Below are 14,744 nucleotides of genomic sequence, written 5' to 3'. Positions count from 1 at the left end.
TCAATATCAGTAATTGAAACGCTTCGAGGTCGGAGGTTACAGTGCGCGGCAGGCTTCTTGAACAAATGGGTTGTGATTGCCCTGTACTTTTGCAATGCGCTCGTCACGCTCACATTCCCATTTATCGACAGGATAGGTTTTGTTCCAAGCACTCATTAATTGCGTTTGCTGCTTCGACAGTTTGAAACCGTACTCTTTGCTCATGTATAGATAGGTGCGAGCAATTGAGCCACGCGCACGGTCTGGTGGCATGACTTTACGCTGCTTAAAGTTCACTTGCATCTCACAGCGACCATAACTTACGCCATCCATACCGTTCCATTGGCTGAAGTTGTAGTTCGAACGGTCACCGTTTACTTCACCAATAGCAGGAGTTAGGTTGTGCAAGTCTGCTTCCATCAAACGAAAAGTTTCGTCTTTTTTCTTACAGTTTTTACGTCCGCCATCTTGCCAGCATTGACGCTGGTGGCCAAATTGCCACGCAGGAACAACGTGCTCCCATTCGATTCGTGCAGCCCGTTTTTCTTGTTTACGGACTTGGTAGCCGCAAGAGGCTAAATCGGGTAAGCCTTTCTTGCCTTGCCATTGAATGTTACAGCCACAGTAGAAGCTTGTTGGATGGTCTTGATAAATTTTGACCGCCTCACGTTTGGCAGCAGAGAATGAGCTCGGTGGCGCGGCAATCGCAGTGCTAGAAAGCGCGATAAGCAACAGAGAGAGTAAGTATTTCATGATAAAAGTCTTTATAAAGTATGACTTTATTCATGATAACACTCATAAAATAGCTTTAGTGATGAGTAAGTTAACAATAAGTGGCGAAGGGAAGGTTTTGATCAACTCGATTTTTATTTTGGGAACGCAAGTAACACTATGAGGTAAGGGCTACGATAATTGAATGCCGGTGAAGTTAAGTGGTTGGCGACATTTTTGACAAGAGTACGTCGCCTCTTTGCGCAGCACTTTATTATGACGGCGAATCGATAGAGGGTAGGTCATACAACCACAACGATACTCAAAGGTTTTACCTTGAACGGATTTTACTTCAAAGCTGTGAGTGGTTTTGGCTGGTACGTTAAATACGGCTTCCATGACGCCTTTCCATTCTTTACCGTGAGGCCTTACTCGCCCGTAAACCTGATAAGTAATCAGGTGTGCTACTTCATGAGGAATGACTTCATCTAAGAATGCTTGGGTGTTTTCGCGAAATAAAACAGGGTTTAGGCGTACTTGATTTAATTGAAGGTAGGCTTTTCCTGCCGCTTTCCCACGGACGTCGAAGGTGATTGTTGGAATCGGGAAAGAACGTTTGAAAGCTTGTTCCGCCATCGCGATACAGCCCGCCATCACTTGCTTGGCTTTATAGCTGAGTTCTATATCCACAATTCACCTCGATAAATTAAATAAAAAAGCCCCCGCATTTGCGAGGGCCAGATCATAGCATCAGTTAATTATGGTGTGTGTTTTTTCTTGATGGTGGCATGGTAAGCGTGCCATGTACCGTAGCCTAGAATTGGCATGGTAAACAACATTCCGATCCCGTAGGTCGCAAAGCCGATAAGAATACCGCCACAGATGATCGCTGCCCAAACAATCATTGCTGGAATGTTGGATTTCACTGCATTAAAGCTGGTAAATACAGCGGTCATCATGTCTACACGACGCTCCATCATGAGAGGAATAGAAAAGGCTGAAATGCTAAACACCACACAAGCCAAAACAAAGCCAACTAAAGAGCCGATGACAAGGAAGGGTAGGAACTCACTTAAAGGTGCCCCTTGAACAGAAGGGTAGAGTGCATGAAGTAGAGCGGCAATGCGCATCCAAAATATCATACACACTGCGAGTAACACGGCGAACGCCCATTGAGATGTTGAGTTACGACCGATCGCTTTCATTGAATGGAACAAGCTTGCTTTGTGTCCGCGCTCTCTCTCCCAACTGGCATCATACAAGCCCAGCGCGAGAAACGGACCGATTAACATGTAAACAATCAAACTGGGCATGACGACTAAGTGTGTGCCTTGCCACTGTACGAGCAAAACAATGCCTATCGCAGCAGCCATAAAACAGATGCCATAGAAAGCACTAATAAGCGGCATTCGCACGAAATCATGCAGACCTAATGCGAGCCAATGAAAAGGTGCAGAAAGATTGACCGTATTGCACGGTATGGTTCTGGCGTATTCGTTGTCTGGCACTTCCTTTCGTTTGTTGTGGAAGTCCGATGGATTAACAGTTCGAGGCATAACTCCTCCTTGATTTATTCCCACATTATCCGCTTATACCAACTGACAGCGGTTTTTGTTCAGTCAAACTTGAAGCGACTTTTTCAAGTTTACATCTGAGCATTGGCTTAGTTTGGTATCGGCCATAAAGATGCCTGACTCATGTCTTTACTTAAGTGTTGCTTCCACAGTCGCCAGCATCCGACGTCTCTATTTAAATTGGAGTTAACAATATTTTAACTATTGGCGGAGATGGGATAATTTACAAATAATTGCTTAAAATTTATTCGGTATAAAAATGAGGGAGAAACAGGACTGCTTTGTGGGGCAGGGCGGTATGAGCCGAAATGGCTGGATAAAAGTTGCTGAAAATAAAAAGCCCCCGCCATAGGCGAGGGCTTGATTGATTCTTGCTTGGCTTGATTATTTGATGCCAGCGAAATCGCGTAGAAGTGCAGCTTTGTCTGTCGCTTCCCACGGGAATTCTTCACGACCGAAGTGACCGTAAGCCGCTGTCTTCTTGTAGATAGGTTGAAGAAGGTTAAGCATTTCTTGTAGACCGTATGGACGTAGGTCGAAGAATTGACGAACCGCTTCAATGATGATGTCGTGAGATACTTTCTCAGTACCGAACGTTTCCACCATGATAGACGTTGGATCAGCAACACCGATTGCGTAAGAAAGTTGGATCTCACAACGGTCAGCCATGCCTGCCGCTACGATGTTTTTCGCTACGTAGCGTGCTGCGTATGCTGCACTACGGTCAACTTTTGATGGATCTTTACCAGAAAACGCACCGCCACCGTGACGAGCTGCGCCGCCGTAGGTATCTACGATGATCTTACGACCAGTTAGGCCACAGTCACCCATAGGACCACCGATTACGAAGCGACCGGTTGGGTTAATGAAGAAGTTTGTTTCTTTGTTGATCCACTCAGAAGGTAGCACTGGCTTAATGATCTCTTCCATTACCGCTTCACGCAGGTCTGAAGTTGAGATTGAGTCACAGTGTTGAGTTGAAAGAACAACCGCGTCGATACCAACGATGTTACCTTGATCGTATTGGAATGTTACCTGAGATTTTGCATCAGGACGCAACCAAGGTAGTGTGCCGTTTTTACGAACTTCTGCTTGCTTTTGAACAAGACGGTGAGAGTAAGTAATTGGCGCTGGCATTAGTACTTCAGTTTCGTTACAAGCGTAACCAAACATGATGCCTTGGTCGCCTGCACCTTGTTCTTTAGGGTCAGCTTTATCAACACCTTGGTTGATATCTGGCGACTGTTTACCGATTGTGTTTAGTACCGCACAAGAATCTGCGTCAAAGCCCATATCTGAATGTACGTAGCCGATTTCACGAACGGTTTCACGAGTTAACTCTTCGATGTCTACCCATGCTGAAGTCGTGATTTCACCACCCACCATTACCATACCGGTTTTAACGTAAGTCTCACATGCAACACGAGCCTTTGGATCTTGCTCTAGAATCGCGTCAAGAACCGCATCAGAAATCTGGTCTGCAATTTTATCTGGATGACCTTCTGATACTGACTCAGAAGTAAACAGGTGCTTAGCCATGTTAGCTCCACTATATCTGGTTTAAAACTGGGGAATGATAAACTCTCCAGCGCAAATTAATACTAATTTTTGTAGGTGTATCTACATCTAGACGTCTATTCTAAATTTGATTGCTCGAATTACAAGCTCTTTTTTGGTTTTTGTTATAACCAAACGTTTGCCTGATTTATTGATAATTTTAAGAACTTCGAACGATTTGGCGCGAAAGGTGCAATATTTGTGAGGTTTTGGACTGGAAAACGTTTGCACACCCAACAGGGCTTTGAGAGAATTATGACCTACTTTTCGTTTCGCTTAATGTACTCAGGAGCAGACATGTCGTCTCGTAAACATCTTGCCAATGCAATTCGTGCTCTAAGCATGGATGGTGTTCAACAAGCTAACTCAGGCCACCCAGGCGCACCAATGGGTATGGCTGATATCGCTGAAGTTCTTTGGCGCTCTCACCTAAACCATAACCCTTCAAACCCAGAGTGGGCCGACCGCGATCGCTTTGTGCTGTCAAACGGTCATGGGTCAATGCTTATTTACTCTCTACTGCACTTAAGCGGTTACGAGCTATCTATTGACGATCTGAAAAACTTCCGTCAATTGCACTCAAAAACCCCAGGTCACCCAGAGTACGGCTACGCGCCTGGTATCGAGACAACAACGGGTCCTCTAGGTCAAGGCATCACTAACGCTGTTGGTATGGCGATCGCAGAGAAAGCACTAGCGGCACAGTTCAACAAAGAAGGTCACGATATCGTTGACCACTTTACGTATGTGTTCATGGGTGACGGCTGTCTAATGGAAGGCATCTCGCATGAAGCATGCTCTCTTGCTGGGACGTTAGGTCTAGGCAAACTGATCGCGTTCTGGGATGACAACGGCATTTCTATCGACGGTCATGTTGAAGGCTGGTTCTCTGACGATACACCTAAGCGTTTTGAAGCGTACGGCTGGCATGTAATCCCAGCAGTCGATGGTCACGACTCAGACGCGATCAACGCAGCAATTGAAGCAGCAAAAGCGGACCCACGTCCTACGCTTATCTGTACCAAAACAATTATCGGTTTCGGTTCTCCTAACAAGTCTGGTTCGCACGACTGTCACGGTGCACCACTAGGTCACGATGAAATCCAAGCGGCTCGCGAATACCTAGGTTGGGAGTACGGCCCATTTGAGATCCCGGCAGATGTTTACGCTGAGTGGGATGCAAAAGAAGCGGGCGCCGCGAAAGAAGCAGCTTGGAATGAAAAATTCGAAGCATACGCTGCAGCTTACCCTGCTGAAGCGGCAGAGCTTAAACGTCGTCTAAACGGCGAACTTCCTGCACAATGGGAAGAAAAAGCGAACCAAATCATTGCCGATCTTCAAGCAAACCCAGCGAACATTGCATCACGTAAAGCATCGCAAAATGCACTAGAAGCGTTTGGTCAAATGCTTCCTGAGTTTATGGGTGGTTCTGCTGACCTAGCGCCTTCTAACCTGACCATGTGGTCTGGTTCTAAGTCTCTAGAAACGGAGGACTTCTCTGGCAACTACATCCACTACGGTGTACGCGAATTCGGTATGACTGCTATCATCAACGGTATCGCATTGCACGGTGGTTTCGTTCCTTACGGCGCAACATTCCTAATGTTCATGGAATACGCTCGTAACGCAATGCGTATGGCTGCGCTGATGAAAATTCAGAACATCCAAGTTTACACGCATGATTCGATCGGTCTTGGCGAAGATGGCCCAACTCACCAACCTGTTGAGCAAATGGCGTCTCTACGTGTAACTCCAAACATGAGCACATGGCGCCCATGTGACCAAGTTGAGTCTGCAGTTGCATGGAAACTAGCGATTGAACGTAAAGATGCACCAACTGCACTTATCTTCTCTCGTCAAAACCTAGCGCAACAAGAGCGTACTGCTGAACAAGTCGCAGACATCGCGAAAGGTGCTTACATCCTGAAAGATAGCGAAGGTAAGCCTGAGCTAATCCTTATCGCAACAGGTTCTGAGGTTGAGCTTGCAGTGAAAGCCGCTGAGCAACTAACTTCAGAAGGCAAGAAAGTACGCGTTGTTTCAATGCCATCAACAGACGCATTCGACAAACAAGACGCTGCTTACCGTGAATCTGTACTGCCATCAGACGTAACGGCACGTATCGCTATTGAAGCGGGCATTGCGGATTTCTGGTACAAGTACGTAGGCTTCGACGGTCGCATCATCGGTATGACAACATTCGGTGAATCTGCACCTGCTGGTCAGCTATTCGAGATGTTTGGCTTCACGACTGAAAACGTAGTGAACACAGCAAAAGAATTGCTAGCGTAATTGCAGGACCGTCTAAACAGTCGAACGTAAACGACGATTGTTAAACGCTAAAGTTAGAAAGGCCATCATTATGATGGCCTTTTTATTTTTGTCAGGTTTTCCAACCTTGTGGAATGCTTTGGTGAATGCAGTCTAAAAGTACGGATAAGCGCAGTGGTGGTCGTCCTGCTGGTGTATAGCAGTTAATGGAAATAGGCTCAGAAAGCCAACCTTCTAAGCAAGGTGTGATTCGCCCTGGGTGATGTTTCTCATAGCCGCATGCTGTCCAAGTCGGCAGCAGTCCAATACCATGACCATTCGCGATACTGTCTATTTGCATTGCTATGTTGTCGCTGTATAAGCGACTAACAAAGGGCTCTAAAAAGAACTCACCGTGTTGAGGGTGTGCTAGCATCAATCCATTTTCTTGCACTGAACCAAAATCGATCCATGGATGTGCTTCAAGTTCTTTGGGGTGCGGTATAGGCCCATGTTGTTTTAGATAATTTGGAGAGGCAAAAGGCGTATAGCGAAATACCCCCAGCACTTCTTTTCGCCAGTCTAGCTCTTTACGTTCACCGAGCCAGATGAACAAATCTGGGTCGTGATGCGCCTCAGAAAAGTCACTGGTAAGTTGAACTCTAACATCGGGATTATCAGCAAGAAAACGATTGAGTACGCCGCCGAGCCAGCTTCTAACTAAGGCAGTGTGACAAACAATATGCAGTGGCCCTGAAACTTGGTTCGTTAAACCTTGAAGTGCATCATAACTCTCTTCACTTAACTCAAGAATCTGGCGGCTGTAGTGGGCAAAGATTTCTCCAGCTCTTGTCAGAACTAATCGATTACCTTGTCTGGCGGTTAGAGCCTGACCGAAGTCTTCTTCTAATTGTGCCAAGCGACGACTTAGCGTTGATTTTGGCTGATTAAGGGCTTTAGCAGCGGCTGTCAAACTTTTATGCTGATTGAGCGCATCAAAGGCTCTAATTGATGCTAAGTCGTGCATATTTCTTTTACTCCTTACTGCGTTATGTACGAGTTCCATAAATGGAAAGAACCGTTCCATAACTCTCACTATGCATCTCATTCTATTTGTGAATAATTCACTTTCGAAAATAATAATCATTATCAATTATGGAGATGTAGATGTCTACTCTTAGACTGCCAGTTATTACCGCAACTGGTATTTTAGCCTTCGTCAGTGTCCCTCATGTTTTTGCCAATGATGCAGTTTCTAAAATGGAAACAGTGGTTGTAACTGCATCAAGCTACGAGCAATCTCAAGCGGACGCGCCTGCAAGTATTAGTGTGATTTCACGTGAGGAGTTGGACTCCCGTTATTACCGCGATGTGACTGATGCACTAAAAAGTGTGCCAGGTGTTGTCGTGACAGGTGGTGGTGATACTACCGACATTAGTATCCGTGGTATGGGTTCTAAATACACTTTGATACTGGTCGATGGTAAACGTCAAAGCACGCGTGAAACTCGTCCAAATAGTGACGGCCCAGGTATCGAACAAGGTTGGTTACCTCCTCTTCAAGCGATTGAGCGAATCGAAGTTATTCGCGGCCCAATGTCGACGCTTTACGGTTCTGATGCGATTGGTGGTGTGATTAACGTCATCACACGAAAAGATGCGTTAGAGTGGACGGGTAATGTTCAACTGGGCACGGTACTACAAGAGAATAGCCGCTCAGGTGGAGAGCAGAGCGCGAACTTTTTCGTTAATGGTCCGTTGGCTGAAAATTTATCTCTCCAAGTATATGGTCAGTACACAACCAGAGAAGAAGATGACATCGAATACGGTTATGAAGATAAAGATATGCAGAGTATCTCTTCAAAACTGACTTACCAGATTAATGAGCGCCACTCGGTACAATTAGAAGGAGGCACGTCGGCACAAAGTCGTCGTGGCAATGTGGGCCTTTCAGTGCCGACCACTGGGTGTCGTGGAGGGTGTGAAGATTCACTGAATGAATATCGTCGTAATTACGTAACGGTAAGCCACAACGGTGATTGGGATTCGATTGGCATTTCAGATACTTACTTACAGCGAGAAGAGAGCGAGAACAAATCTCGTGAGATGACGATCACCAACACCACGTTCAAATCGAGCTTGGTGACTGGTATCGGAAACCATACGTTGACGACGGGTGTGGACGCCACTCATGCAGAGCTTGAGGATTTCACCTCCAACAAAGCGTCATCGAAGACTGAAACATCGAATACGCAGTGGGCTGTTTTCATTGAAGATGAATGGAGAATAGCTGATCCGTTTAGCGTTACGCTTGGTGGTCGTCTAGATCATGACGAAAACTATGGCGCGCACTTTAGTCCACGTGTTTACGGTGTATGGCGAGTTGATCCGTCTTGGACGGTGAAAGGCGGTGTGGCAACAGGTTTCCGTTCTCCACAATTACGTGAAATTACTCCTGGCTGGGCGCAAGTCAGTGGTGGCGGTAATATCTACGGTAACCCAGATCTTGACCCTGAAACGTCGCTAAACAAAGAAATCAGCGTCTTGTATCAAGGTGATTCTGGCTTAGATGTCTCTTTGACAGCGTTCCATAACGAATTCAAAGACAAGATCACACGTGTTGTTTGTCCAGACACTATCTGTACTGATGGTCCAAACCAATGGGGAGCAGATCCAACGTACCGTATTAACGTGGATGAAGCCGTCACACAAGGTATTGAAGCGACCTTAGCATCGCCGTTAACGGAAACCATTTACCTTAGCTCGAGCTACACATTTACCGACTCAGAGCAAAAAACAGGTGAATACAAAGGCATGCCGCTGCAGCAGTTACCAAAGCATCTGTTTAATGTGGATGTGACTTGGCAAACGACAACGGATCTAGAGAGCTGGGCGAAAGTCACGTACCGAGGTAAAGAAATGGATCCGGTTACTGGCCCATCAAGAAACAGTATCGTAGAACCAGCTTATACCTTTGTGGACGCCGGTGTGACATACCAGTTAACCGACAATACTCGTATTAAAGGCGCTATCTATAACTTGCTGGACGAGGAAATCAGTTACGAAGAATACGGATATATTGAAGATGGTCGTCGCTACTGGTTAGGTTTAGACGTCGCATTTTAATTATCTATCGTTGTAATAAGGTCGAGCATAGTCTCGACCTTTTTTAATCCTGCTTTACTGTGATTCAACAGGTGCGTTTGTCAGCCTGATCAGGTAGTATCTGTGACACGAAATTTTTGGTAGGGCGAAGGATAAATGCTAAAGGTTGCGATCAATGGATTTGGACGTATAGGTCGTAATGTTCTGCGAGCGGTGTATGAAAGCGGAAAACACCAGCAGATCAAGGTTGTGGCGGTAAACGAACTAGCACAGCCAGAGGCGATGGCACACCTACTGCAATATGACACCAGTCATGGTCGCTTTGGTAAAAAAATTTCCCATGACCAAGAACATTTGCATGTTCATCATGACAGCGGTGAATATGATTCCATTCGCATTCTCCATCTCTCCGAAATCGAATTACTTCCTTGGCGTGATTTAGAAGTTGATATCGTCTTGGATTGCACTGGCGTATTTGGTTCGCAAGCGGATGGGCAAGCGCATATAGAAGCTGGCGCTAAGAAAGTACTGTTTTCGCACCCGGGCGCAAACGACCTAGATAATACGATTATCTATGGCGTGAACCACGAAACTCTGAAAGACGAGCACCGTGTTGTCTCCAATGGCTCTTGCACCACCAACTGTATCGTTCCCATCATTAAAGTATTAGACGAAGCCTTCGGCATAGAGTCTGGCACCATTACCACAATTCATTCGTCCATGAACGATCAACAAGTAATTGATGCGTATCATAACGACTTACGCCGTACCCGCGCTGCAAGCCAATCTATTATTCCGGTGGACACTAAGTTGCATAAGGGGATTGAAAGAATCTTCCCGAAATTTTCCAACAAATTCGAAGCAATTTCTGTTCGTGTTCCAACGGTTAACGTCACTGCAATGGATTTAAGTGTCACAATTAGTACAAATGTGAAAGTTAATGACGTAAATCAAACCATTGTTAACGCATCTCAGTGTACATTACGTAACATTGTTGACTATACTGAATCGCCACTCGTTTCCATCGACTTTAACCACGACCCCCATAGTGCGATTGTGGATGGAAGCCAGACTAGAGTGAGTAACGGGCAACTCGTAAAAATGCTCGTTTGGTGCGACAACGAATGGGGCTTTGCTAACCGGATGCTGGATACTGCCTTAGCAATGCAAGCTTCTTCGCAAGTGGAACAGTAATGACGAAGAAGTGATGGAGAATTTTTATTTCAAGCCTTGAAATAAATCCATAATATCTCCATATCTATAACCAGTTTGAAGAATTAACAGGCTTGGCAGGGTTGCCGAGTTTTCAAAAACTTTAATTATTAAATATTTGAGAGGACACATCATGTCTGTAATCAAGATGACTGACCTGGATCTTGCAGGTAAACGTGTATTTATCCGTGCTGACCTAAACGTGCCAGTAAAAGACGGTAAAGTAACTTCGGATGCACGTATCATCGCATCTCTTCCAACTATTAAGCACTGCCTAGAAGCAGGCGCTAAAGTAATGGTTACGTCTCACCTAGGTCGCCCAACTGAAGGTGAATACGCTGAAGAGTTCTCTCTACAACCAGTTGTTAACTACCTAAACGACGCACTAGATTGCGAAGTGAAGCTAGCAAAAGACTACCTAGATGGCCTAGAGCTAAATGCGGGTGAACTTGTTGTTCTTGAAAACGTTCGCTTCAACAAAGGCGAAAAGAAAAACGACGAAGAGCTATCTAAGAAATACGCAGCACTATGTGACGTATTCGTAATGGACGCATTCGGTACGGCTCACCGTGCTCAAGCATCTACTCACGGCGTTGGTATGCACGCAGACGTAGCATGTGCTGGTCCTCTACTAGCGAACGAACTAGAAGCGCTAGGCAAAGCAATGGACAAGCCAGCTCGTCCAATGGTTGCTATCGTAGGTGGTTCAAAAGTTTCTACTAAGCTAACGGTTCTTGAGTCTCTATCTAAAATCGCTGACCAACTCGTTGTTGGTGGTGGTATTGCTAACACATTCATCGCAGCTGCTGGCCACAACGTTGGTAAGTCTCTATACGAAGCAGACCTAGTTGAAACAGCTAAGAAGCTAATGGACGAGTGTGCAATTCCAGTAGCAACTGACGTTGCATGTGCGAAAGCATTCGACGAGAACGCAGAAGCTGAAATTAAGCACGTTTCTGAAGTACAAGACGACGACATGATCTTCGACCTTGGTCCAGATTCAACAGCTGAACTAGCTGAAATCCTTAAAAACGCTAAGACTATCCTATGGAATGGTCCAGTAGGCGTATTCGAATTCAAGAACTTCGAAGCAGGTACTAAAGGTATCTCTGAAGCTATCGCAGCTTCTGAAGGCTTCTCTGTTGCAGGCGGTGGTGACACGCTAGCAGCTATCGACAAGTTCGGTATCAAAGCGGATGTATCTTACATCTCTACTGGCGGTGGCGCTTTCCTTGAGTTCGTAGAAGGTAAAGTTCTTCCAGCAGTAGAAATGCTAGAAGCACGCGCTAAGTAATTAAAGCAAAGCGGGGGAGTGATTCTCCCGCTTTCTTGTTTGCTGCAACGTGTGAGGAACTCTGCTAGAATAGCCTCAGTTGTGAGCAAACGTTTGCAAGATTTTCAACTTAACAAGTTTTGTTTAAAAACGACAGATAAATAGGATTACATCCATGTCTAAGATCTTCGACTTCGTAAAACCAGGTGTTATCTCTGGCGATGACGTTCAGAAAGTATTTGAAGTTGCAAAAGAAAACAGCTTTGCACTTCCAGCAGTAAACTGTGTGGGTACTGACTCTGTAAACGCAGTACTTGAAGCAGCTGCAAAAGTTAAAGCTCCAGTTATCGTTCAGTTCTCTAACGGTGGCGCTGCTTTCTTTGCTGGTAAAGGTCTAAAACTTGAAGGTCAAGAAGCTCAAATCCTAGGTGCTGTTGCTGGTGCGAAATACGTTCACGCTGTAGCTGAAGCTTACGGTGTTCCAGTAATCCTACACACTGACCACGCAGCTAAGAAACTACTTCCTTGGATCGACGGTCTACTAGACGCTGGTGAAGAGTACTTCGCGCAAACTGGTAAGCCACTATTCTCTTCTCACATGATCGACCTTTCTGAAGAGTCTCTAGAAGAGAACATCGAAATTTCTGCTAAGTACCTAGAGCGCATGGCTAAAATGAACATGACTCTAGAAATCGAACTAGGTTGTACTGGTGGTGAAGAAGACGGCGTTGACAACTCTGATATGGATGCGTCTGAGCTATACACTTCTCCAGAAGACGTTGCATACGCATACGAGAAACTAAGCGCAATCAGCCACCGTTTCACTATCGCAGCATCTTTCGGTAACGTACACGGCGTATACAAGCCAGGTAACGTTGTACTAACTCCAACTATCCTACGTGATTCTCAAGCGCACGTTTCTGAGAAATTCGGTCTTCCAGCGAACTCTCTAAACTTCGTATTCCACGGCGGTTCAGGTTCTTCTCTAGAAGAAATTCGTGAATCTATCGGCTACGGTGTAATCAAAATGAACATCGATACTGATACACAGTGGGCTACTTGGGATGGTATCCGTAAGTTCGAAGCTGAAAACCACGATTACCTACAAGGCCAGATCGGTAACCCAACTGGTGAAGATGCACCAAACAAGAAGTACTACGATCCACGCGTATGGCTACGTGCAGGCCAAGCTTCAATGGTTACTCGTCTAGAGCAAGCATTTGCTGACCTTAACGCAGTTGACGTACTATAATCGTTACTGATTAAGTTACTTAAAAACCCGCTCTTTGAGCGGGTTTTTTTATGTCTATCATTTTCTTCCCCTCTGCTTTCTCCCGATATTTTTATGCGTTAGGTTGTATTTGCTAGTGAGATATCTCACCTTTAACGTTTTTTTTAAAGAAAACATGGGAATATCAGTCTTAAGAGTGGCGAAATCAGAGTGCATTGCGTAACCTGTAACAAGTCAGTGTCAGAAAGCTCTGATAAAGTCTTGTTTTGCATATCTTTGCGAAACTCTGACTTTGAAAAAAGTCAGAGTTGGGATATTGTGCCAAAAATCTGACACTGTTCAGTGGAGCAATAGGGATGTTGTTTTAGAAAAGAGCCTTTAAAAAACAAGGTTCATAAATTAACGGCAATTGGATTTATATCTCTTTATTTTTGAGGATAAGAATTATGGCAGGTGAATCGGTGGGTATCGATACCACTTTAACGGATGGTCTAACTCAGGCTGAAACTTGGCTGACAAACAATTCAGATCTACTGGTTCAGTACGGTGTGAACATTATCTCTGCGGTGCTTATTCTGTTTATCGGTAATCTTATCGTTAAGGCAGTCGCTGGTAGTGTTTCTAAAGTACTAGAAAAGAAAAACATGGATAAGGCCGTCGTTGAATTTATTCACGGTCTTGTTCGTTACTTGCTATTTGTAATCGTGCTAATCGCGGCTCTTGGTCGATTAGGAGTTCAAACCGCTTCTGTTGTTGCTGTGATTGGTGCGGCAGGTCTTGCTGTTGGTCTTGCACTACAAGGTTCACTATCAAACTTTGCAGCAGGCGTACTTATTGTTGCGTTCCGTCCATTCAAATCAGGCGACTACGTAGAAATCGGTGGTGTAGCGGGTAGTGTTGAAGCAATTCAAATCTTCCAAACCGTTCTAAAAACACCAGACAACAAAATGGTTGTTGTGCCTAACTCTTCAGTTATCGGCGGTGCCATTACTAACTACTCTCGCCATGCGACACGACGTGTCGACCTAGTGATTGGTGTTTCATACAAAGCAGACCTTAAACTAACGAAGAAAGTGATTCGTGAGACGCTAGAGAAAGATCCACGTATCTTGAAAGACCCAGATATCACAATTGGTGTACTTACGTTAGCAGACTCTTCAGTTAACTTTGTGGTTCGTCCATGGGTGAAAACTGCAGATTACTGGGGCGTATACTTTGATGCAATGCAAGGTATTAAAGAAGCATTGGATGAAAATGGTATCGAGATTCCATTCCCACAAATGGATGTTCACCTGAACAAAGTCGACGCTTAATCAAAAGCAGTCGATATTCAAAAGCGAGGCCAATAGGCCTCGCTTTTTTATATTTCGTAAAGGGTGTGATGACCAGCAAGTAAGAGGCGTTTTAGATGTTTACCTGCAAATCCAAATGTGAACTCAGGTAAGCCAGGCGTATAGAGCAACTCTTGATGTTGATAGAGATTGGTATCAACAATGATAGTGATGTATTCCGGTAAGCCTATTGGGCAAACCGCGCCGGGTACGCAACCTAACACTTCGACCATTTCATCATCATTACAAATAGAGGGACGTTTACCTGTAATCGCTTTAATCTGCTTGGCATCGAGGCGCGAGTCCTTATCTGTCAGATAAACCGCGTAACCTTGTCCTTTGAGTGTTAAAAAGAGGCTTTTGGTATGCGTACCCGTCCAACCAAGCTCTCTCGCAATGCGTATATCTGTCTCAAAGTCTAAGATGGCTTCGTGCTGCCATTCCCGAAAAGGAATAGAGAGCGCGTTGAATCGCTCTCTATTGTTGTTATAAATATGTTTTAGTGACTCCATGTCTTTGCT

12 protein-coding genes are annotated in these 14,744 nt (G+C 45.1%); 6 read left to right on the top strand and 6 right to left on the bottom strand.

The window, feature by feature from the left end:
• Window positions 1-36 precede the first annotated feature (36 nt).
• The 4 genes from endA to metK form a co-directional block, all read right to left on the bottom strand.
• Window positions 37-732, bottom strand: coding sequence for a deoxyribonuclease I (endA, locus tag R7P35_RS09145; protein ID WP_005381023.1), 696 nt, complete (start codon window positions 730-732; stop codon window positions 37-39).
• A 150-nt stretch (window positions 733-882) separates the two neighbouring features.
• Entirely contained in the window at window positions 883-1,380 is a 498-nt protein-coding gene (locus R7P35_RS09140; protein WP_005381025.1) for a SprT family zinc-dependent metalloprotease, read from the bottom strand.
• 68 nt (window positions 1,381-1,448) lie between these two features.
• A complete protein-coding gene (locus R7P35_RS09135; protein WP_005381026.1) occupies window positions 1,449-2,246 on the bottom strand; it encodes a DUF2189 domain-containing protein in 798 nt (265 codons plus the stop codon).
• A gap of 402 nt (window positions 2,247-2,648) precedes the next feature.
• Entirely contained in the window at window positions 2,649-3,803 is a 1,155-nt protein-coding gene (gene metK, locus R7P35_RS09130; protein WP_005381027.1) for a methionine adenosyltransferase, read from the bottom strand.
• Between the two features lie 315 nt (window positions 3,804-4,118).
• Here metK and tkt point away from each other — a divergent pair, with 315 nt between their 5' ends.
• Window positions 4,119-6,113: a transketolase gene (gene tkt, locus R7P35_RS09125; RefSeq protein WP_005381028.1), complete on the top strand. Its 1,995-nt coding sequence runs from the start codon at window positions 4,119-4,121 to the stop codon at window positions 6,111-6,113.
• 91 nt (window positions 6,114-6,204) lie between these two features.
• On the opposite strand, the gene R7P35_RS09120 is transcribed toward tkt, so the two are convergent.
• Complete coding sequence (locus R7P35_RS09120; RefSeq protein ID WP_017633561.1) at window positions 6,205-7,098, bottom strand: LysR family transcriptional regulator; 894 nt, start codon at window positions 7,096-7,098, stop codon at window positions 6,205-6,207.
• 140 nt (window positions 7,099-7,238) lie between these two features.
• On the opposite strand from R7P35_RS09120, the gene R7P35_RS09115 reads away from it, so the two are divergent.
• From R7P35_RS09115 to mscS, 5 genes are all read left to right on the top strand, one after another.
• Window positions 7,239-9,197, top strand: coding sequence for a ligand-gated channel protein (locus R7P35_RS09115; RefSeq protein WP_005380999.1), 1,959 nt, complete (start codon window positions 7,239-7,241; stop codon window positions 9,195-9,197).
• Window positions 9,198-9,332: 135 nt separating this feature from the next.
• The gene (gene epd, locus R7P35_RS09110; protein ID WP_005384545.1) at window positions 9,333-10,370 is read left to right on the top strand and encodes an erythrose-4-phosphate dehydrogenase; all 1,038 of its coding nucleotides are present in this window, start codon (window positions 9,333-9,335) and stop codon (window positions 10,368-10,370) included.
• Between the two features lie 151 nt (window positions 10,371-10,521).
• Window positions 10,522-11,682, top strand: coding sequence for a phosphoglycerate kinase (locus R7P35_RS09105; RefSeq protein ID WP_005384547.1), 1,161 nt, complete (start codon window positions 10,522-10,524; stop codon window positions 11,680-11,682).
• A gap of 154 nt (window positions 11,683-11,836) precedes the next feature.
• Window positions 11,837-12,913, top strand: a complete 1,077-nt coding sequence (gene fbaA / locus R7P35_RS09100; RefSeq protein WP_005380996.1) for a class II fructose-bisphosphate aldolase — start codon at window positions 11,837-11,839, stop codon at window positions 12,911-12,913.
• 425 nt (window positions 12,914-13,338) lie between these two features.
• Window positions 13,339-14,205, top strand: a complete 867-nt coding sequence (mscS, locus tag R7P35_RS09095) for a small-conductance mechanosensitive channel MscS (RefSeq protein ID WP_005384548.1) — start codon at window positions 13,339-13,341, stop codon at window positions 14,203-14,205.
• Between the two features lie 47 nt (window positions 14,206-14,252).
• On the opposite strand, the gene R7P35_RS09090 is transcribed toward mscS, so the two are convergent.
• Window positions 14,253-14,735 carry a YbaK/EbsC family protein gene (locus R7P35_RS09090; RefSeq protein ID WP_042521288.1) on the bottom strand — a complete coding sequence of 161 codons (483 nt, stop codon included), beginning with the start codon at window positions 14,733-14,735 and terminating at the stop codon, window positions 14,253-14,255.
• Window positions 14,736-14,744 lie beyond the last annotated feature (9 nt).

It is taken from the genome of Vibrio sp. Vb0304, from assembly GCF_033338995.1.
In the GTDB taxonomy this organism is placed as follows: Bacteria; Pseudomonadota; Gammaproteobacteria; order Enterobacterales; family Vibrionaceae; genus Vibrio; species Vibrio alginolyticus.
This window is presented reverse-complemented; position numbering and strand designations above follow the sequence as displayed.

Bases quoted from the DNA above. Each gene is read 5' to 3' on its own strand.
- endA (WP_005381023.1), bottom strand. From the start codon at position 732: ATGAAATACTTACTCTCTCTGTTGCTTATCGCGCTTTCTAGCACTGCG.
- R7P35_RS09135 (WP_005381026.1), bottom strand. From the start codon at position 2,246: ATGCCTCGAACTGTTAATCCATCGGACTTCCACAACAAACGAAAGGAA.
- metK (WP_005381027.1), bottom strand. From the start codon at position 3,803: ATGGCTAAGCACCTGTTTACTTCTGAGTCAGTATCAGAAGGTCATCCA.
- tkt (WP_005381028.1), top strand. From the start codon at position 4,119: ATGTCGTCTCGTAAACATCTTGCCAATGCAATTCGTGCTCTAAGCATG.
- R7P35_RS09120 (WP_017633561.1), bottom strand. From the start codon at position 7,098: ATGCACGACTTAGCATCAATTAGAGCCTTTGATGCGCTCAATCAGCAT.
- R7P35_RS09115 (WP_005380999.1), top strand. From the start codon at position 7,239: ATGTCTACTCTTAGACTGCCAGTTATTACCGCAACTGGTATTTTAGCC.
- epd (WP_005384545.1), top strand. From the start codon at position 9,333: ATGCTAAAGGTTGCGATCAATGGATTTGGACGTATAGGTCGTAATGTT.
- R7P35_RS09105 (WP_005384547.1), top strand. From the start codon at position 10,522: ATGTCTGTAATCAAGATGACTGACCTGGATCTTGCAGGTAAACGTGTA.
- fbaA (WP_005380996.1), top strand. From the start codon at position 11,837: ATGTCTAAGATCTTCGACTTCGTAAAACCAGGTGTTATCTCTGGCGAT.
- mscS (WP_005384548.1), top strand. From the start codon at position 13,339: ATGGCAGGTGAATCGGTGGGTATCGATACCACTTTAACGGATGGTCTA.
- R7P35_RS09090 (WP_042521288.1), bottom strand. From the start codon at position 14,735: ATGGAGTCACTAAAACATATTTATAACAACAATAGAGAGCGATTCAAC.